The organism is Caldimonas thermodepolymerans (assembly GCF_015476235.1).
Taxonomy (GTDB): domain Bacteria; phylum Pseudomonadota; class Gammaproteobacteria; order Burkholderiales; family Burkholderiaceae_C; genus Caldimonas; species Caldimonas thermodepolymerans.
On record NZ_CP064338.1, the window covers coordinates 677188 to 696203 of the forward strand.

Below are 19016 nucleotides of genomic sequence, written 5' to 3' on the forward strand. Positions count from 1 at the left end.
CTGCGTCCCGCCCCGGCGCCCCTCAGCGGGCGCCGTCCGCCCAGCCGTCGGGCACGACGAAGCCGCGCCCGACTTCCTCCCATCCCCCGTCCCCGGCCGGCGCCATGCGCGCGACCAGCTGCGCGCTCGGCCAGCGCCGCACCCCGGGCGGCGGCGGGGCCTGCCAGGCCGCGGCGATCGCCGCGCCGATCTGCGCGCGCGTGCACAGCGCCGCCGCGTCCCCGCAGCGCGCCGGGGCCATCCAGCGCGAGCGCGGCAGGCCGAGCCAGGGGCCCTCGGGCAGCTCCGCCAGGCGCCCATGCTCGACCCACCAGCCGTGCAGGTGGCCGGGCGCGAGCGCCGTGCAGGCCGGCACGGCCTGGTCATGCCGGTAGAACATCCAGCCGCGCGCATAGGCGGCCGGCCGCCAGTCGCGTCCGTCCCAGGGCGGCGGGGGCGTCAGCGCGAGCTGCCGGCCGAACAGCCTGTCGAGCTTGCCGGGCAGCGTCTCGGCGCGGTCCGGGCCGACGAAGTCCGCCGGCCGGGCCACCGGGCCGGCGGCCGTGCAGAGGAAGAACTTCACCGCCAGCTCCCAGTGCCAGCCCTGTCCGGCGCGGTCCTCGAGCAGGAAGTCGATCTCGCCGCGCGTGGTGTGGTCGATGCCGGGTTGTTCGTCCGGGGCGTGGCGCAGCTGCAGGTTGGCCGCCACCAGCCGGTGCGTCGGGCCATGGCGCAGGAAGAACTCCAGCAGCCGCTCAGCGCGCCGTCCCAGGCGCAGCGGCGCGGGGCCGATCTGCTCGAGGAAGGCGGCCAGCGGCGCGGGCTGCCGCGCCAGCGCGTCCAGCCAGGCCGAGATGGCCTGCGCGTCGTCCGCATCGAAGCGCTGCACCGCGGCGGGATGCCGGCCCGGCGCCAGCAGCGGCGGCGACAGCAGCAGCCAGCGCAGGTCGCGCAGCGCGGCGTCGATGCCCGCGTCGGCCCTCAGCCCTGCTGCCGGAAGGTGTCCAGCGCCAGGCACAGGTCCTCCCAGCTCCTGGCCTTGTCCGGCAGGTTGCGCAGCAGGTAGGCCGGGTGGTAGGTGACGATCACCGGGATGTCGCGGTAGCGGTGCACCCGGCCGCGCAGCCGGCCGATCGCGTCCTGGCTCTGCAGCAGCGACTGCACCGCGAAGCGTCCCATCGCGAGGATGATGCGCGGCTGCGCCAGCTCGATCTGGCGCTTCAGGTAGTGCTCGCACTGCGCGATCTCTTCCGGCTGCGGGTTGCGGTTCTGCGGCGGGCGGCACTTCAGCACGTTGGCGATGAACACCTGCCGCTCGGGCGGCGCCTCGCTGCGCGTCAGCCCGATCGCGGCGAGCATGTTGTCGAGCAGCTTGCCGGCCGGGCCGACGAAGGGCTCGCCCTTGCGGTCCTCCTGCTCGCCGGGCGCTTCGCCGACGATCATCCACCGCGCCTGCTCGTTGCCGACGCCGAACACCGGGTTGCGCCGGCTGCTGCACAGCTTGCAGGCGGTGCAGCCGGCCACCGCGGCGCGCAGCGCGGGCCAGTCCATCTGCCCGATGCCGGCGGGGCGGCGGCCCGGCTCGGGGGCGGCCGGTCCGGGTTCGCCGACATAGGAGAAGCCGTCTTCCTGGACCCCAAGCGGCGCGTGCTCCGCGTCCGCGTACGCGGGAGGCGCCGCGGGCGGCGGTTCGGGCGCGGCGGCCTCGGCCGAGGCGTCCTCCGCCGGCGCGGCGTCGCGCGGGGTCCAGGCCGTCAGGCCCATCTCCCGCAGCATGGCCAGTTGGCGCTCGTCCCAGCTCATAGGCTCAGGCTCATCACGATGGCGTCCTCGCGGCCCTGCGCCGCGGGATAGTACCCCTTGCGCAGGCCGACGTTGCGAAAGCCGTAGCGTTCGTAGAGGTGGCGTGCGCGGGCGTTGCTGACGCGCACCTCCAGCCACAGTTGCGCGGCATGGCGCGAGCGCGCCAGCGCCTGCAGCGCGTCGAGCATGTACAGCGCATGGCCGCGCCCCTGGTGGGCCGGGGCCACGGTGAGGTTGAGCAGGTGCATCTCGTCGACGCCGGACATCGCGAGGAAATAGCCGAGCAGCTCGTTGCCCGCGCCGCGCAGCAGCAGCGCCGCGTACCCGGCGTGCAGCGAGTCGATGAAGTTGCCGCGCGTCCAGGGGAACTCGTAGGCGGCCTGCTCGATCGGCAGCACCTCGTTGAGCGAGGCCACCGTCATCGGCACGAGGCGGCGCTCGTCCTGGTGCACCGCCGCGTTCATGCGGCCTCCCTGGCGAGCTTGAGGGCCTCGCGCTCGGCGGTGGTCAGCGCGACCTTGTCGCGGATGTACAGCGGCAGCGCCAGCGCCGCGTCGACCGCCTCACCGCGTCGCCAGGCGGCGCGCCCCAGCTCGAGCAGCGCCGCGGCGTGCGGGCCGGCATGCGGCAGCGTGGCCATCGTGCCGACCTCCAGCGCATGCACCTGCAGCGCGTTGCCGGCCACGCAGTCGCCGCCGTCGCGCCGCAGGCGCTGCGACAGGGCCTCGGCGCTGTACAGCGCCGGCGGGGTCACCGTGTGCCAGTCCCCTCCGTCGTGGCGGTAGCGGGCGGCGTAGATCTCGTCCATGCGCGCGTCGAGCACGGCCCAGACGTCCTGCCCGGCGTCGGCGGCGCGCGCCGCTTCGGCGACCACCAGCAGGGTGTCGACCGGCAGCACCGGCTTGCCGGCGCCCAGCGCCAGCCCCTGGGTCACGGCGCAGGCGGTGCGCAGCCCGGTGAACGCGCCCGGCCCACGGCCGAAGACGATCGCGTCCAGGTCCTGCACGCGCAGCCCGCCGGCGGCCTGCAGCAGGTTCAGCACCACGGGCAGCAGCCGGGCCGAGGCCTGGGGGCCGCCCGGGCTTTCTTCGGTCAGCACGCGGCCGTCGACCGCGATGCCGACGTTCATGCTCTCGGTCGCGGTCTCGATGGCCAGCAGGGTGGGAAAACGGGTCACGGCGTCGTCGTCTGGTGCAAGGTCAGTCAGTTTAGCGGCCGGGCGATGACGACGGCCGCGCCAGGGGATGCGCCCGCGGGTGCCGCCGCCGGGCGGGGCCGGGATAATGAGCCCATGCGGATGCGTTCGATCTGGGCCTGGTGCTGCCGGGCCTTGTGCATGGTGGCCCTGGCCGGCCACGCGGTGGGGACGGCGGCGGCGACAGCGGACCTGCCGCCCGCGGTGCAGGCGGCGCTGGCGCGCGCGCGGGTGCCGGTCGAGGCGATCGCCGTGCAGGTGGTGGACGTGGGCGGGCGCACGCCGCGCCTGGCGCACCGGGTCGACGCAAGCGTCAACCCGGCCTCGCTGATGAAGCTGCTCACCACCTACGCGGCGCTGGACCTGCTCGGCCCGGCCTACACCTGGAGCACGCCGGTCTACGCCGACGGCCCGGTGCAGGACGGCGTGCTGCAGGGCAATCTCTACATCAAGGGCTCGGGCGACCCCCGCCTGGTGCTCGAGCGCCTGTGGCTGCTGCTGCGCCGCGTGCGGCAGCTGGGCATCGTCGAGGTGCGCGGGGACATCGTGCTCGACCGCAGCGCCTTCAGCGTGCCGCCGGCCGACCCCGGCGCGTTCGACGGCGAGCCGCTGCGCCCGTACAACGTGCAGCCCGACGCCCTGTTGGTCAACTACCGCGTGCTCGCGCTGGGTTTCGTGCCCGATGCGGCGCGCGGCATCGCGCGCGTGGTGGCCGACCCGCCGCTGGCCGGCGTGGCGGTCGATCCGGCCGTGCCGCTGGACCTGATGGCGCCCTGCGGCGACTGGCGCGCGGCCCTGAAGGCGGACTTCGCCGACCCCGGCCGGGTGGCCTTCCACGGCGCGTACAACGCGGCTTGCGGCGAGATGACCTGGCAGGTGGCCTATGTCGAGCCGGACACCCACGCGCAGCGCGCGGTCGCCGGGCTGTGGGCCGAGCTGGGCGGGCGGCTGGGCGGCACGGTGCGCGACGGCGTCGCGCCGGCCGGGCTGGCGCCGCTGGCGGTCAGCACCTCGCCGACGCTGGCCGAGGTGGTGCGCGACATCAACAAGTTCAGCAACAACACGATGGCGCGCCAGCTGTTCCTGACCCTGGGCCTGGCCGTGGGCGGGCAGGGCTCGCCGCAGGCGGCCCAGGCGGTGGTGCGGCGCTGGATGGAGTCGCGCTGGGGGCCGGTGCCCGAGGTGGTGCTGGACAACGGCGCCGGCCTGTCGCGCGAGGCCCGCCTGACGGTGCGGTTCCTGACCCGCCTGCTGCAGGCGGCCTGGGCCTCGCCGGTGATGCCGGAGCTGGTCGCCTCGCTGCCGGTGTCGGGGCTGGACGGCACCTTGCGCCGCTTCGGTGCCGGCCGGGGCATGGCGCACCTGAAGACCGGCTCGCTGCGCGACGTGCAGGGCGTGGCCGGCTACGTGCTGGGCGCCAGCGGCCGCCGCTACGTGCTGGTGGCCATCGTCAACCACCCCAACGCGCCGCAGGCGCGCGCGGCGATCGAGGCGCTGATCGACTGGACCGCCCGGGACCAGCCGTGAGGGCACGGCGCCGGCCGGCGCCGCAGCGTCAGAACGGGAAGTCGTCGATCAGGCCCACCGCCACGTCGCCGAGGATGTGGTTCATCGCCGGCGTCAGGTAGCGGTCGGCCGAGAAGATGTACTCGCGCCGGTTCGGGTTGGGATCGAAGTCCGGGCGCAGCGTGTGCTGCGTGCAGTCGGTCGCCGGCGAGACCGTGCAGCCGGCCGCGCTACGGTTGTCGAAGTTGTACTGGTCGTCGTCGACGGCCACCTGGACCCGGTCGTTCGCGCGCAGGAACGCGATGCGCCGGTTCGCCACGTCGGCCACGCGCTGGCGCAGCCCCTTGTTGAATTCGCTGGTCAGCTCGCGCAACCGGGTGCGCGCGTTCGACACCGTCTGGGCGACCGCGCCCGCCTCGGGGGTGGAGCCCTGGTTGATCACGTCCAGCACCAGGATGCGTGCGCCCCGGCGGGTCCATTCGTCGATGCGGGTCCCGAGGTCGCGGCCGCGCGTGCGGGCTTCTTCCGCCAGGGCGGTCCAGGATTCGCCGTTGACGCCGCGCTGGAACAGTTCCCACACGTCGTTGGCACCGACCTGGACGAGGATCAGGTCGCCGTCGCGGAAGCCGCCGAAGTTGTCGACCTGGGCCTGGATGTCGGCCGCCAGCGCGCCCGGCTGGGCCAGGACCTGGCCGCGCGTGTCGGGGTTGCGGTCCGGCGGGGTGCACTGCTCGAAGCGGATGCCGTAGTCGGCCGCGACGATCTGGTTCCACAGCAGGTACTCGTCGCAGTTGTAGGAGCCGTCGCTGCGGGCGCGGTTGACGCTGTACTTGGCCCCGGTGGCCGGGTCGATGTAGCTGTACTCGTCGCCGACCGAGAGGATGCGCGAGGGACGGAACCGGTCGTGGACGTCGCCGCCACAGGCGGTGAGGGCGGCCACCATCGCGACGCCGAGCACGGCGCGCTTGAGCCGGGGCAACCAGGGACGGGAACGCAGGGACATGGACACTCCGTTTCGGAAAAGGTGAGGGGGCCGGCCGGGCTCAGGCCGCGGCGGCCCGCGCCAGCCGGTCGCGCACGCCGTCCCACGCGGGATCGGGCGGCGGGCTTTCGACCCAGATGAGAGAGACGCCTTCGGCATCCAGTTCCCGCAGCACGGCGAACAGCTGCTGCGCGGCCTGGGCGGCGTCGTCGGGCATGCGACGGTACAGCATCCCGCGCGGCGCCTTCACGGTGCGCGCGTACAGCGCGAGCTGGGGCAGGTCCTGGTCGAGCACCTGCAGGGCGGTCTGCAGCACGTCGGTGCTCATCAGGCGCACTTTGGCGCGCGGCGCGTAGTGGGCGTCCAGCGTGCCCGAGGCGCGCGGCGCCGCGGCGTCGCGGTCGTGCAGCGGCTCGTCGATCGCGGCCTCGATCTCGGCGCGCGTCAGGATGCCCGGGCGCAGCAGCACCGGGTGGCCGCGCGAGCAGTCGATGATGGTCGACTCGATGCCGACCTGGCATGGCCCGCCGTCGAGCACCAGCACCTCGTCGCCGAACTCCGCGGCGACGTGCGCGGCGGTGGTCGGGCTGACCCGGCCGAACAGGTTGGCGCTCGGCGCGGCCAGGCCCACCAGCCCGCGCCGGGCGCAGGCCTCGAGCAGCGCCTGCGCCACCGGATGGGCCGGGCAGCGCAGGCCGATGGTGTCCTGGCCGCCGGCGGCCGCGGCGGCCACGCCCGGGCGGCGTGGCACGATCACCGTCACCGGGCCGGGCCAGAAGGCCTGCATCAGCTTCTGCGCCACCGGCGGGATCGCGCTGGCCAGGCCGTAGGCGCTTTCGGCGTTGGGCACGTGCACGATCAGCGGGTGGTCGGCCGGGCGTCCCTTGGCCTCGAAGATGCGCCGCACCGCGGCATCGTTGCCGGCGTCGGCGCCCAGCCCGTAGACCGTCTCGGTCGGGAAGGCGACCAGCCGCCCGGCCGCGAGCGCGTCCACGGCCTGTTGCAGGTGTTGCGGGTCCTGTCCGTCGAGTACGCGTGCCACGGGTCGATGCCTGTCGTCCGGTCAGAAGGGGTCCAGCCCCAGCAGCTCGCTGCAGCGCAGCGCGACCTCGCGCACCTGGGCGGCGCTGGCGCCGGTGACGTTCAGGTGGCCCATCTTGCGGCCGCGCCGGGCCGAGACCTTGCCGTACAGGTGCAGGTGCGTGCCGGGCAGCGCCAGCACGGCGTCCCACGGGGGCGTCGTCTCGGCCTCGCCGTGGCGGAACCACAGGTCGCCCAGCAGGTTGAGCATGATGGCCGGCGAATGCAGCCGCGGTGCCGGCAGCGGCAGCCCGGCCATCGCGCGCACCTGCAGCCCGAACTGCGAGACGTCGCAGGCGTCCAGCGTGTAGTGACCGGAGTTGTGCGGGCGCGGGGCCATCTCGTTGGCCGCCAGCGTGCCGTCGGCCAGCACGAAGAACTCGACGCACAGCACGCCGACGTAGCCCATCGAGGCGGCCACCGCCTCGGCCGCGCGCACCGCCTGCGCCTGCAGCTCGGGCGTGACCTGCGGCGCGGGCACGCTGGTGACCGCCAGGATGCCGTCGCGGTGCAGGTTCTGCTGCAGCGGGAAGTGCACCAGCTCGCCCTGCGCGTTGCGCGCGACGATCACGCTGACCTCGAAGGCCAGGTCCAGGCGCTTCTCGAGCACGCAGGGCACGCGCTGGAGCTCGTCCCAGGCGGCGGCGAGCTCCTCGGGCGTGCGCACGCCGACCTGGCCCTTGCCGTCGTAGCCCAGCCGCGCGGTCTTCAGGATGCCGGGCAGCAGGCCGGGGTCGACCGCCTGCAGCTGCGCCTCGTCGGCGATCACCGCGTGCGGGGCGCAGGGGACGCCGCAGGCGGTGAAATGGGCCTTCTCGCGGGCGCGGTCCTGGCAGATCGCCACCGCCTCGGCGGCGGGCGCGACCGGCAGGGTCCGCGCCAGGCGGGCCAGCGCCTCGGCCGGCACGTTCTCGAATTCGGTGGTGACCGCGTCGCACAGCCCGGCCAGCTCGTCCAGGCCTTGCGGGTCGAGGTAGTCGCAGCGCAGGTGACGGTGCGCCACCAGCCCCGCAGGGCTGTCGGGGTCCGGGTCCAGCACCACGGTGCGGTAGCCCAGCTCCTGTGCCGCGTGCACGAACATGCGGCCCAGCTGGCCGCCACCCAGCACGCCCAGCGTGCCCGCGCCGGGAAGCACGGTGCGGCGGCTCATCCCGGCTGCCCCGGCAGGGGGCCGAGCGTCATCGCCCGGGCCGTTTCGGTCTGGCGGGCGCGGAAGTCCTCCAGGCGCTGGCGCAGCGCGGCGTCCTCGTTGGCCAGCATCGCCACCGCGAACAGCGCGGCGTTGGCCGCCCCCGCCACGCCGATCGCGAACGTGGCCACCGGGATGCCCTTGGGCATCTGCACGATGGAGTGCAGCGAGTCCACGCCCTGCAGGTGGCGGCTCGGCACCGGCACGCCCAGCACCGGCACCGTGGTCTTGGCTGCCAGCATGCCCGGCAGGTGGGCCGCACCGCCGGCGCCGGCGATGATGGCCTTCAGGCCGCGGCCGGCCGCGGCTTCGGCGTAGCGGAACATGTCGTCGGGCATGCGGTGTGCCGAGACGACCCGTGCCTCATACGGCACGCCGAACTCGGCGAGAATCTGGGCAGCGTTCTGCATGACGTCCCAATCGCTGTTGGAACCCATGACGACGCCGACGAGGGGCGACTGACTCAAGTGAGCGCTCCGGTGCGGGAAAACTGCGATTTTAGGCGGGCTTGTGTCCAGGGCCCGACGACCTCATCTGGCATCCGAAGGATTTGCCTCCATGATCGACATCACTCTCCAGAATTTCGAAGCCGAGGTCCTGCAGGCCTCCCTGAAGCAGCCCGTGCTGCTCGACATCTGGGCGCCCTGGTGCGGTCCCTGCCGCACGCTGGGGCCCATCCTCGAAGCGCTGGAAGCCGAGTATGGCGGGCGCTTCGTGCTCGGCAAGCTCAACGCCGACGAGCAGCAGGAGATCGCCGGCCAGCTGTCGGCGATGTTCGGCGTGCGCAGCATCCCGTTCTGCGTGCTGTTCAAGGACGGCCAGCCGGTCGACGGCTTCGTCGGCGCGCTGCCGCGCGAGCGCATCCAGCAGTTCCTCGACAAGCACGTGCCGGCCGAGGCCCAGCTGGCGGCCGACGAGGCGGCCGACGAGGCCGGGCTGCTGGCCGACGAGGGCAATGTCGACGCGGCGCTGGAGCGGCTGCAGGAAGCGATCGCGATCGACCCGTCCAACGATGCCGCGCGGCTGGACTACGTCAAGCTGCTGCTGCAGGCCGGCCGCACCGCCGAGGCGCGCGTGGCCTACGAGCCGGTGGCGGGCAAGGCGTTGGGCGACACCCGCGTGGCCGCCTTCGGCCAGTGGATCGAGGCCTGCGAGAAGGCCGCCACGGCGCGCCCGGTAGAGGCGCTGCAGGCGGCCATCGCGGCCAACAAGCGCGATTTCGAGGCGCGCTTCGAGCTGGCGCAGCGCCTGTTCGCCGCCCAGCAATGGACCGCCGCGATGGACGAGCTGCTCGAGATCATCATGCGCGACAAGAAGTGGAACGACGAGGCCCCGCGCAAGGCCTATGTCGCGATCCTCGAGCTGATGGCCAAGCCTGCCCCCAGGACGGCCGAGCCGGCGCCGCAGTCGGGCACGCTGGAGATCGCCGGCAAGGCGGTGGCAGCGCCGGCCGACCCGGTGATCGACCAGTACCGGCGCAAGCTCAGCATGGCCCTGTTCTGAGCGGAACGGGGCGTTTCCGGGGCCGCGTCGCGCGCCCCGGGCAGGCGGCCGTCAGGCCGCCGCGGTCAGGCGCGTCAGCGCCTCGCGGTACTTGGCCGCGGTCTTCTCGATCACGTCGGCGGGCAGGGCCGGTGCGGGCGCCTGCTTGTTCCAGGGCTTGCCGTCGACCTGGGCCTGTTCCAGCCAGTCGCGCACGAACTGCTTGTCGTAGCTGGGCGGGTTGATGCCTTCCTGGTAGCCCTCGACCGGCCAGAAGCGCGACGAGTCGGGCGTCAGCACCTCGTCCATCAGGGTCAGGCGGCCCTGCTCGTCCAGCCCGAACTCGAACTTGGTGTCGGCGATGATGATGCCGCGCGTCAGTGCGTACTCGGCCGCGGTGCGGTACAGCCGGATCGAGACGTCGCGCACCTGCTCGGCCAGGTCGCGGCCGACGATCGCCACCATGCGCTCGAAGCTGATGTTCTCGTCGTGCTCGCCGACCTCGGCCTTGGTGGCCGGGGTGAAGATCGGCTCGGGCAGCTTGCTCGCGTTCTTCAGCCCGGGCGGCAGGGCGACGCCGCACACCGCGCCGGACTGCTGGTATTCCTTCCAGCCGCTGCCGGCCAGGTAGCCGCGCACCACGGCCTCCACCGGCAGGGGCTTGAGGCGCTTGACCAGCATCGAGCGGCCGCGCACCTGCTCGACCTCGTCGGGCGCGACCACGCTCTCGGGCGCCTCGCCGGTCAGGTGGTTGGGCACGATGCCCGCGAGCTTGTCGAACCAGAACAGCGCCATCTGGGTCAGCAGCGCGCCCTTGCCGGGGATGGGCTCGCCCATCACGACGTCGAAGGCGCTCAGCCGGTCGCTGGCGACCATCAGGATGCGGTCGTCGCCGACGGCATAGTTGTCGCGCACCTTGCCGCGGGCGAGCAGGGGCAGGGAGCGGATCGAGGAATTCAGCAGGGCAGCGGTCACGGCGCGTTCTCCGGAAACGAAAAAGCCCGCTGCGCGAGCGGGCTCCTGGGATCAGGGCTTGTCGGCTGCAGCGGGGGCAGCCCCGGGCGTCACTGGACGATCTGCGCCAGCTCGCCGGAGGCGTAGCGCTTGGCCATCTCGGCCAGCGCAACGGGCTTGATTTTAGCGCCCTGGCCTTCGCAGCCGAACTCGAGGTAGCGCTGCTTGCAGATCGCCTTGGCGGCCTCGCGCGCGGGCTTGAGGTACTCGCGCGGGTCGAACTTGGACGGGTTCTCGTGCAGGAACTTGCGGATCGCCGCCGTCATCGCCAGGCGGATGTCGGTGTCGATGTTGACCTTGCGCACGCCGTACTTGATGGCTTCCTGGATTTCCTCGACCGGCACGCCGTAGGTTTCCTTCATGTCGCCGCCGTACTTGCGGATCTCGGCCAGCAGCTCCTGCGGCACCGAGGACGAGCCGTGCATCACCAGGTGGGTGTTGGGGATGCGGGCGTGGATTTCCTTGATGCGGCTGATCGCCAGGATGTCGCCGGTGGGCTTGCGGGTGAACTTGTAGGCGCCGTGGCTGGTGCCGATGGCGATGGCCAGCGCGTCCAGCTGGGTCTGCTTGACGAAGTCGGCGGCCTGCTCGGGGTCGGTCAGCAGCTGCTCGCGGGTCATCGTGCCCTCGGCGCCGTGGCCGTCCTCCTTGTCGCCCTTCATCGTTTCCAGCGAGCCCAGGCAGCCCAGCTCGCCTTCGACGGTCACGCCCAGCTTGTGGGCCATCTCGACCACCTGGCGCGTGACCTCGACGTTGTACTCGTAGCTGGCGATGGTCTTGCCGTCGGCCTGCAGCGAGCCGTCCATCATCACCGAGCTGAAGCCCAGGTCGATGGCGCCCTTGCAGACGTCCGGGCTCTGGCCGTGGTCCTGGTGCATCACCACCGGGATGTGCGGATAGGACTCCACCGCGGCCTGGATCAGGTGCTTCAGGAAGCCTTCGCCGGCGTACTTACGGGCACCGGCCGAGGCCTGCATGATCACGGGCGCGCCGACTTCGTCGGCGGCGCTCATGATGGCCTGGACCTGTTCGAGGTTGTTGACGTTGAACGCCGGGATGCCGTAGCCGTTTTCGGCGGCATGGTCCAGCAGTTGGCGCATCGAGACGAGTGGCATGGCAAGGCCCTCAGGGAAGTTGGACAACCGGGAGGGCTGCGTGAAGGATTCCGCAGCCTGACTGGGGCCGATTCTACCGGCCGCCCCTGCAAAGCTCGCGATCCTGCAACGCGGGTGTTGCACCCGTCACCGGTGCACACGGGCGGAAAAAGCTCGGAACCGCGCAGGGACTAACGAATCGCAACACCCCCGGCCGGCGCTGCGCCTAGAGTCGGCCGGTTCGACGCATTGCCATCCAGGACAGAACAAGGAGTTCCCCGCCCATGTCCCGTTCCCTGCTCGTCGCCGTGCTGGCCGCCGCCTTGCCGGCGCTGGCCTGGTCCCAGGTCACCGTCAAGCCGGACGGCCGCTGGCGGCACCTGTTCGGCGCCGGCGCCAGCCTGTCGTCCGGCAACAGCGAGGCCTCGAGCTTCAACCTGAGCGCCGACAGCGTGCGCGCCACCGACCACGACAAGTGGATGGTCACCGCGCGGGCCCAGTACGCCAAGGTGGCCGGCGAGACCTCGGCCCAGCGCTTCGGCGCCGGCACCCAGTACGACCGCGACTTCTCTGCGCAGTGGTTCGGCTTCGGCCGGCTGGAGCTGCTGCACGACCGTCCCGCCAACCTGGCGCTGCGCCGCTTCGTCGGCAGCGGCGTCGGCCACCACTTCTTCCGCGACGACACCGGCTTCTGGGACGCCACCGTGGGCCTGGGCTACACCCACGACCGCTTCGACGAGCCGTCCGAGGTGGAGGGGCGCCTGCGCCGCAGCTACGGCCGTGCCGAACTGCTGCTGGCCGAGGAGTCCAGCCACACGCTGACGCAGAGCACCAAGTTCCGCCAGAAGCTGACCGTGCTGCCGGTGCTGGAGGAATCCGGCGCCTGGCGGGCCGAGTTCGACACCAACCTGTCGGTGGCGATGACCGAACGCCTGAGCCTGACCGCCGGCTTCACCTATCGCTACAACAGCCACCCGGGGGAAGGGCTCAAGCGCGGCGACGCGCTGTTCGTCACCGGCGTGTCGCTGCGCCTGGACTGAGGCCTGGCGTTCAGCCGCCGACGCGGCAGACCTTGAGCATGTTGGTGCCGCCCGGGTAGCCCATCGGCTCGCCGCAGGTGATCGCGTAGGTATCGCCCGGGCGCAGCAGCCCCTGCTCGACCAGCAGCGCCTCGGCCTTGGCCAGCGCGGTGTCGCGGTCGGTGCAGCTGGGCATCAGCATCGGGTGCACGTTGCGGTACAGCGCCATCTTGCGCTGCGACAGCGGCTGCGAGGTCAGCGCGTAGATCGGCACGTGGATCTTGTGGCGGCTCATCCACAGCGCGGTCGAGCCCGATTCGGTCAGCGCGACGATGGCCTTGCAGCCCAGGTGGTGGGCGGTGAACAGCGCGCCCATCGCGATCGACTGGTCGATGCGGCCGAAGCGCTTGTTGGTGAAGTCCGCGTCCAGCGAGATGTCCTCGGCGCGCTCGGCTTCCAGCGCGATCAGCGCCATGTGCTCGACGGTCTCGACCGGGTACTTGCCGGTGGCGGTCTCGGCGCTGAGCATCACCGCGTCGGTGCCGTCCAGCACCGCGTTGGCGACGTCGCTCACCTCGGCGCGGGTGGGCACCGGGTTGACGATCATCGACTCCATCATCTGCGTCGCGGTGATGACCACCTTGTCCATCTCGCGCGCCATGCGGATCATGCGCTTTTGCAGCGCCGGCACCGCGGCGTTGCCGACCTCCACCGCCAGGTCGCCGCGCGCGACCATGATGCCGTCGCTGGCCTTGAGGATGGCCTCCAGCTGCGGGATGGCCTCGCTTCGCTCGATCTTCGCGATCAGCCCCGGCTTGTGGCGCCACGGCTCGCCGGCCACGTTGGCGAGCTGGCGTGCCATCTCCATGTCGGTGGCGTTCTTCGGGAACGAGACGGCCAGGTACTCGCACTGGAAGCTCATCGCGGTCCTGATGTCTTCCATGTCCTTGGCCGTCAGGGCCGGGGCGGTCAGGCCGCCGCCCTGCTTGTTGATGCCCTTGTTGTTGGACAGCTCTCCACCCAGCCGGACGACGGTGTGCACCTCGTCGCCGACCACGCGCTCGACGGTCAGCACGATCAGCCCGTCGTTGAGCAGCAGCGTGTCGCCCGGCTTCACGTCGCGCGGCAGCTCCTTGTAGTCCAGCCCGACGCGCTCGTTGTTGCCCAGGTCGGTCCAGGCGGCGTCGAGGATGAAGCGCTGGCCGGGCTCCAGCTGGGTCTTGCCTCCTTCGAAGCGGCCGACCCGGATCTTGGGGCCCTGCAGGTCGGCCATGATGGCCACCTGCCTGCCCGCGCGCTCGGAGGCCTCGCGCACCAGGCGGGCGCGGTCGATGTGGTCCTGCGCCGTGCCGTGGGAGAAGTTCAGCCGGACGACGTCGACCCCGGCGAGGATCATGCGTTCCAGCACCTCCGGCGACGAGGAGGCGGGGCCCAGCGTGGCGACGATCTTGGTGGCGCGCGACATGTGCGGGAGTCTCCGGTGGGTTTGTAACTTTGTTCCGTATTGTCGGCCAGAATGCGTTTCAGAGTTACATCCTGCGTGCCGCCCGTGCGGCGTCTTCGTCCCCGAGCATAGCCAAGCCGCCTGCCCGTGCCCGGGCCGGGGGCGCAGGCGCGGCTGCAGCTGCGGTTTCCCGGCCACGAAAAAGCCCCGGGGGCCTGGCGGCCGCCGGGGCGGGGACGGGGCGCCGGGCCGTCAGCCCGCGGCGCGCTTGCTGAGGATCTCGAAAGCGGGCAGGGTCTTGCCTTCCAGCACCTCCAGGAAGGCACCGCCGCCGGTGGAGATGTAGCCGACGTCCTTCTCGATGCCGTACTTGGCGATCGCCGCCAGGGTGTCGCCACCGCCGGCGATGCTGAAGGCGCTCGACGCGGCGATCGCGCGGGCGATGGTCTCGGTGCCCTGGGCGAAGGCGTCGAACTCGAACACGCCCACCGGGCCGTTCCAGACGATGGTGCCGGCGGCCTTGAGCTTGTCGGCCAGGGCCTGCGCGGTCTGCGGGCCGATGTCGAGGATCATCTCGTCGTCGGCCACGTCGGTGGCGGCCTTCACGGTGGCCGGCGCGTCGGCCTTGAATTCCTTGGCCACCACCACGTCGGCCGGGATCGGCACCTCGGCGCCGCGCGCCTTCATCGCCTCGATCACGGCCTTGGCCTCGCCCACCAGGTCGGGCTCGGCCAGCGACTTGCCGATCTTCAGCCCGGCGGCCAGCATGAAGGTGTTGGCGATGCCGCCGCCGACCACCAGCTGGTCCACGTTCTTCGCCAGCGACTGCAGGATGGTCAGCTTGGTCGAGACCTTGGAGCCGGCGACGATGGCCACCAGCGGGCGCTTCGGGTTGTCCAGCGCCTTGGTGATCGCGTCGATCTCGGCGGCCAGCAGCGGGCCGGCGCAGGCGACGGGCGCGAACTGCGCGATGCCGTAGGTCGAGGCCTCGGCGCGGTGCGCCGTGCCGAACGCATCGTGCACGAAGATGTCGCACAGCGCGGCCATCTTCTTCGCCAGCTCCTCGTTGTTCTTCTTCTCGCCCTTGTTCAGGCGGCAGTTCTCCAGCAGCACGACCTGGCCGGGCTGCACGTCCACGCCGTCGACCCAGTCGGACACCAGCGGCACCTCGCGGCCGAGCAGCTCGCCCAGGCGCGCGGCGACCGGGGCCAGCGAGTCTTCCGGCTTGAACTCGCCTTCGGTGGGGCGGCCCAGGTGCGAGGTGACCATCACCGCGGCCCCCGCGTCCAGCGCCATCCGGATGCAGGGAATCGATGCGCGGATGCGGGTGTCTTCGGTGATGCGGCCGCTGTCGTCCTGCGGGACGTTCAGGTCGGCGCGGATGAACACCCGACGCCCCTGGACCTTGCCTTGGGCGATCAGATCGGAAAAGCGCAGTACGTTCATGGTGGTCTTGCTTGTGCTCGGAGTTGGGATCTCGAAACCCCGGATTGTGCCCCCTGCGGCGCTGCCGCCCCGTGTCGGGCGGCAACGGCGGGCGATGCGTCACCAGCCGAGGCCGATGTGCAGCGGCAGGTAGACCGCCATGCCGGTCACGATGGTGCCGAGGATGCCGCGGCGCCAGAAGTAGTAGGCGCTGGCCGCCACCACAGCGGGCAGGCGCGCGTCCTGCCAGGTGGCGATGAAGTCGCCCTGGGTCATCAGCACCTCGGGCGCGATGACCGCGATCAGCGCCGCCAGCGGGGCGTAGCGCAGCCCGCGCTTGACCCAGTCGGGCATCGGCAGCTCGCGGTCGGGCAGCATGAAGAAGCCGCGTGTGACCACGGTGATCACGGCCAGGCCGAGGATCGTGACGATGATCTCCCAGGTGGCCATCAGGCGCGCTCCCGGTCCTGCGCGTCGCGCCGGGCCTGGCGCCGGGCGCGCTCGACCGCCTCGATGCCCAGGCCCACGGCCACCGCGGCGGCCACGGCCAGCAGGATGTTCATGCGCAGCGGCAGCGCGTAGGCCGCGATCGCCGCAGCTGCGGCGGTGCCGCCGGCCAGCCAGGTGACCTTGTCCTGCAGCAGCGAGCAGGTGATGCCCAGCAGCGCCAGCACGCCGGCAAAGCCCAGCCCCCATTCCAGCGGGATCACGTTGGCCAGCACGATGCCCAGGATGGACGAGGCCTGCCAGCCGAACCAGTTGATCGCCACGCCGCCCCAGAAGTACGGCAGGGCGTCCGGGTGCGGGCCGGGATCGGGGAAGCGCTTCATGAACAGCACGTAGTTCACGTCCCCGGTGAAGTAGCCGATCACCGCACGCTGCCAGCGCGGGTACGGGGCGAAGTAGGGCCGCCACATCGCGCTGAAGATCACGAAGCGCAGGTTCACGCAGGTGGCGGCGACCCACACCACCCAGATCGGCGCGCCGGAGGCGATCAGCGGCAGGGCGGTCAGTTGCGCGCTGCCGGCGAACACCAGCAGCGACATGAACAGGGCCATCGGCACCGACAGCCCGCTCTTGACCATCGCCACGCCCGTGACCAGGCCCCAGGCGGAAATGCCCAGCGCCACGTGGCCGATGTCCAGCGCGCCACGCCGGAACTCCGGGTGGCGCAGCGTGCGGCGCAGGGCCGGGCCGAGGGCGAAGCGGGCGGGGGTGGTGACGGACGACATGGGGCAGGCCAAGCCGACATTGTCGTCAACTTGCCTGCCCCGCGCAGGACCTGGCCTCGTTCAGCCAGGATTCAGTTTGGAGGGTGTGGCGGCGCGGCACTCAGAAGCGCATGCCGACGCCCACGCCGACCAGCAGCGGGTCGACCTTGAGCGTGCCGAGCTTGGTGCCGCCGGCCTTCACGTCGGTGCGGATCTGCACCTTCTTGACGTCGAAGTTGAGGTAGACGTTCTTGGTCAGCTCGTAGTCGACGCCGGCCTGCAGCGCCAGGCCGTAGCTGTCCTTGTCGATGCTCACGCCCGCGGGCAGGTCGACGCTGGAGAAGCGCGTGTAGTTGACGCCCGCGCCGACGTAGGGCTTGAACGCGCCCAGGTCGGTGAAGTGGTACTGCAGCGTCAGCGTCGGCGGCAGGTGCTTGAGCGAGCCGATCTTCGCGCCGGCCGAGCGCACGTCGTGCTTCTGCGGGTAGGTCAGGATCAGCTCGGCGGCGATGTTGGGCGTGAAGAAGTACGAGATGTCGACTTCGGGGATGACCTTGTCGTTGACGCTGAGGTCCAGGCCGGTGCTGTCCTTGTTGACGCTGTCGATGTTGACGGCGCGCACGCGCACCATCCACGGCGTCGTGTCGTCCGCCTGGGCGGCGACGGGGGCAAGGGCGGCCAGGCCGAGCAGCGAGGCGAGGAGGTACTTCTGCTTCATGATGGTTCTTCGGTGTCCAGGGAGCACGGGAACATTCCCTGCGTCCATTCGACACCCCGCCTCGCGCGGCCGGTTTGTCGCATCGCAAGCTCCGCGGCGCCGCGCCGCCCGGCGCACACGGTCTTTGCGCCGCGTCAGGGAAACGGCGCGACCGTGCGCTCAGAGCAACTGCAGGCGCCGGCAGATCTCCAGCGTCGCGCCGGCCTGGTTCATCGTGTAGAAGTGGAAGCCCGGCGCGCCACCGGCGCGCAGCCGCTCGCACAGCGCCGTGACCACGTCCAGCCCGAAGGCCTGGATCGAGGCCTTGTCGTCGCCGAAGCTTTGCAGCCGGTTGCGGATCCAGCGCGGGATCTCGGCGCCGCAGGCGTCGGAGAAGCGCATCAGCTGCGACGAGTTGGTGATCGGCATGATGCCGGGGATCACCGGGATCTCCACGCCCAGCCGGCGCACGTCGTCGACGAAGCGGAAGTAGGCGTCGCCGTTGAAGAAGTACTGCGTGATGGCCGCGTCGGCGCCGGCGCGGACCTTGGTCGCGAAGGCCTGCAGGTCGGCTTCGGGCGAGCGGGCCTGGGGGTGCATCTCGGGGTAGGCGGCGACCTCGATGTGGAAGTGGTCGCCGGTCTCGGCGCGGATGAAGGCCACCAGGTCGCTGGCGTAGCGGAACTCGCCGAAGCCGCCGTAGCCCGAGGGCAGGTCGCCGCGCAGCGCGACGATGCGCCGCACGCCGGCGGTCTTGAACTGCTGCAGCTTCTCGCGGATGCTGGCCTGGTCCGCGCCGATGCACGAGAAGTGCGGCGCGGCATCGACGCCTTCGGCGAGGATGGCCTGCACGGTCTGCAGCGTGCCGTCCTGGGTCGAGCCGCCGGCGCCGTAGGTCACCGAGCAGTACTGGGGCGCCAGCGCGTACAGCTGCTGGCGCACCGCGGCCAGCTTGTCGACGCCTTCGGGCGTCTTGGGCGGAAAGAACTCCAGGCTGACCGGCAGCCTGGTGGTGGGTGTCGTCGTCATTGCGTCCTCACGCATCGGGCGCTTGCGCCCAGATGAAGAATTCCCGGTTGCCGTCCCCGCCGGCGATGGGGCTGTCGAACCAGCCGCGCACGCGCCAGCCGAGCGCGGCGCAGGCCTCGCGCAGGCGCTGCTCGACGCGCGCGTACTGCGACGCGTCGCGCACCAGCCCGCCCTTGCCGACATGCTGCGGCCCGACCTCGAACTGCGGCTTGACCAGCAGCAGCGCCTGCCCGCCAGGCCGCAGCCACGGCGCCAGCGCCGGCAGCACGCGTTCCAGCGAGATGAAGGACAGGTCGCCGACGACGAGGTCGAAGCTGTGCCTCGCGGTCTCGCGCCCGAACGCCGAGTCCTCCAGCGCCCGCGCGTTGACGCCCTCGTACGCCGTCACGCGCGCATCGCCGCGCAGCTTCCCGTGCAGCTGCCCGTGCCCGACGTCCACACCGACCACGCGCGCGGCGCCGCACTGCAGCAGCACGTCGGTGAAGCCGCCGGTGCTCTGCCCGACGTCCAGGCAGGTCCAGCCCCGCACGTCCAGCCCCGTGGCGGCGAGCGCGCCTTCCAGCTTCAGCCCGCCGCGCGAGACGTAGCGCAGCTCGGCGTCGTCGGTCACGCGCAGCGGCACGCCCTCGGGCAGTTCCTCGCCGGCCTTGCGCAGCACCGTCCAGCCGCGCGGTCCCTTCCACTGCGCCGCGCCGCGCTCGATCAGCCGCTGCGCGGCCGACCGGCTCGGGGCCAGTCCGCGCTGTACCAACAACTGATCCGCTCGCGTCATCTCGAACCGCAGTGCAACGGGCCGCCCGGCGTCCCTGCCGGGCCGCAGGGCATGCTCGGCCGGGCGGGCGCCGTGGATCCGGCGTGGCCGGCCCA

Annotated in this window: 20 protein-coding genes; 3 read left to right on the plus strand and 17 right to left on the minus strand. The window is 71.9% G+C overall.

The window, feature by feature from the left end; genetic code table 11:
- Positions 1-22: 22 nt before the first annotated feature.
- The 4 genes from IS481_RS03310 to tsaB are packed head-to-tail and all read right to left on the minus strand — an operon-like array spanning position 23 to position 2959.
- Complete coding sequence (locus IS481_RS03310) at positions 23-997, minus strand: DUF1853 family protein (protein WP_165908647.1); 975 nt, start codon at positions 995-997, stop codon at positions 23-25.
- Positions 961-1782: a uracil-DNA glycosylase gene (locus tag IS481_RS03315; protein WP_104357203.1), complete on the minus strand. Its 822-nt coding sequence runs from the start codon at positions 1780-1782 to the stop codon at positions 961-963. The genes IS481_RS03310 and IS481_RS03315 overlap by 37 nt, the downstream gene beginning before the upstream one ends.
- Positions 1779-2246 carry a ribosomal protein S18-alanine N-acetyltransferase gene (rimI, locus tag IS481_RS03320; protein ID WP_104357204.1) on the minus strand — a complete coding sequence of 156 codons (468 nt, stop codon included), beginning with the start codon at positions 2244-2246 and terminating at the stop codon, positions 1779-1781. The genes IS481_RS03315 and rimI overlap by 4 nt, the downstream gene beginning before the upstream one ends.
- A complete protein-coding gene (gene tsaB, locus IS481_RS03325) occupies positions 2243-2959 on the minus strand; it encodes a tRNA (adenosine(37)-N6)-threonylcarbamoyltransferase complex dimerization subunit type 1 TsaB (protein WP_232529445.1) in 717 nt (238 codons plus the stop codon). The genes rimI and tsaB overlap by 4 nt, the downstream gene beginning before the upstream one ends.
- 114 nt (positions 2960-3073) lie before the next feature.
- Between tsaB and dacB the strand changes: the two genes are divergently transcribed.
- Positions 3074-4504, plus strand: coding sequence for a D-alanyl-D-alanine carboxypeptidase/D-alanyl-D-alanine endopeptidase (gene dacB / locus IS481_RS03330; RefSeq protein ID WP_419186848.1), 1431 nt, complete (start codon positions 3074-3076; stop codon positions 4502-4504).
- A 28-nt stretch (positions 4505-4532) separates the two neighbouring features.
- Here the strand turns inward: dacB and IS481_RS03335 are convergent, their stop codons facing one another.
- From IS481_RS03335 to purE, 4 genes are read right to left on the minus strand one after another with little or no spacing between them, the layout of a single operon-like run.
- Positions 4533-5486 (minus strand): SGNH/GDSL hydrolase family protein, encoded by a 954-nt coding sequence (locus IS481_RS03335; protein WP_132764257.1) that lies wholly within the window; start codon positions 5484-5486, stop codon positions 4533-4535.
- Between the two features lie 40 nt (positions 5487-5526).
- Positions 5527-6507, minus strand: coding sequence for an L-threonylcarbamoyladenylate synthase (locus IS481_RS03340; protein ID WP_104357207.1), 981 nt, complete (start codon positions 6505-6507; stop codon positions 5527-5529).
- Between the two features lie 21 nt (positions 6508-6528).
- The gene (locus IS481_RS03345) at positions 6529-7695 is read right to left on the minus strand and encodes a 5-(carboxyamino)imidazole ribonucleotide synthase (RefSeq protein ID WP_104357208.1); all 1167 of its coding nucleotides are present in this window, start codon (positions 7693-7695) and stop codon (positions 6529-6531) included.
- On the minus strand, positions 7692-8144 hold the full coding sequence (purE, locus tag IS481_RS03350; RefSeq protein WP_232529446.1) for a 5-(carboxyamino)imidazole ribonucleotide mutase: 453 nt from the start codon (positions 8142-8144) through the stop codon (positions 7692-7694). Before purE ends, IS481_RS03345 begins: the two co-directional genes overlap by 4 nt.
- Positions 8145-8292: 148 nt before the next feature.
- Between purE and IS481_RS03355 the strand changes: the two genes are divergently transcribed.
- A complete protein-coding gene (locus IS481_RS03355) occupies positions 8293-9237 on the plus strand; it encodes a tetratricopeptide repeat protein (RefSeq protein WP_104357210.1) in 945 nt (314 codons plus the stop codon).
- 51 nt (positions 9238-9288) lie between these two features.
- On the opposite strand, the gene IS481_RS03360 is transcribed toward IS481_RS03355, so the two are convergent.
- Both IS481_RS03360 and fba read right to left on the minus strand, forming a co-directional pair.
- Positions 9289-10191 carry a phosphoribosylaminoimidazolesuccinocarboxamide synthase gene (locus IS481_RS03360; protein ID WP_104357211.1) on the minus strand — a complete coding sequence of 301 codons (903 nt, stop codon included), beginning with the start codon at positions 10189-10191 and terminating at the stop codon, positions 9289-9291.
- Between the two features lie 89 nt (positions 10192-10280).
- A complete protein-coding gene (fba, locus tag IS481_RS03365; RefSeq protein ID WP_104357212.1) occupies positions 10281-11345 on the minus strand; it encodes a class II fructose-bisphosphate aldolase in 1065 nt (354 codons plus the stop codon).
- Positions 11346-11608: 263 nt separating this feature from the next.
- Between fba and IS481_RS03370 the strand changes: the two genes are divergently transcribed.
- Entirely contained in the window at positions 11609-12364 is a 756-nt protein-coding gene (locus IS481_RS03370) for a DUF481 domain-containing protein (RefSeq protein WP_104357213.1), read from the plus strand.
- A gap of 10 nt (positions 12365-12374) precedes the next feature.
- Here the strand turns inward: IS481_RS03370 and pyk are convergent, their stop codons facing one another.
- From pyk to IS481_RS03405, 7 genes are all read right to left on the minus strand, one after another.
- The gene (gene pyk / locus IS481_RS03375) at positions 12375-13808 is read right to left on the minus strand and encodes a pyruvate kinase (RefSeq protein ID WP_104357214.1); all 1434 of its coding nucleotides are present in this window, start codon (positions 13806-13808) and stop codon (positions 12375-12377) included.
- Between the two features lie 231 nt (positions 13809-14039).
- Entirely contained in the window at positions 14040-15233 is a 1194-nt protein-coding gene (locus tag IS481_RS03380) for a phosphoglycerate kinase (RefSeq protein ID WP_104357215.1), read from the minus strand.
- Between the two features lie 99 nt (positions 15234-15332).
- Positions 15333-15662: an AzlD domain-containing protein gene (locus IS481_RS03385; protein ID WP_104357216.1), complete on the minus strand. Its 330-nt coding sequence runs from the start codon at positions 15660-15662 to the stop codon at positions 15333-15335.
- Positions 15662-16444 carry an AzlC family ABC transporter permease gene (locus IS481_RS03390; RefSeq protein ID WP_104357217.1) on the minus strand — a complete coding sequence of 261 codons (783 nt, stop codon included), beginning with the start codon at positions 16442-16444 and terminating at the stop codon, positions 15662-15664. Before IS481_RS03390 ends, IS481_RS03385 begins: the two co-directional genes overlap by 1 nt.
- A 100-nt stretch (positions 16445-16544) precedes the next feature.
- The gene (locus IS481_RS03395; RefSeq protein WP_104357218.1) at positions 16545-17141 is read right to left on the minus strand and encodes an OmpW/AlkL family protein; all 597 of its coding nucleotides are present in this window, start codon (positions 17139-17141) and stop codon (positions 16545-16547) included.
- Positions 17142-17300: 159 nt separating this feature from the next.
- Positions 17301-18149 (minus strand): methylenetetrahydrofolate reductase [NAD(P)H], encoded by an 849-nt coding sequence (metF, locus tag IS481_RS03400; protein ID WP_104357219.1) that lies wholly within the window; start codon positions 18147-18149, stop codon positions 17301-17303.
- A 7-nt stretch (positions 18150-18156) separates the two neighbouring features.
- Positions 18157-18921, minus strand: coding sequence for a TlyA family RNA methyltransferase (locus IS481_RS03405; protein ID WP_104357220.1), 765 nt, complete (start codon positions 18919-18921; stop codon positions 18157-18159).
- Positions 18922-19016: the final 95 nt, after the last annotated feature.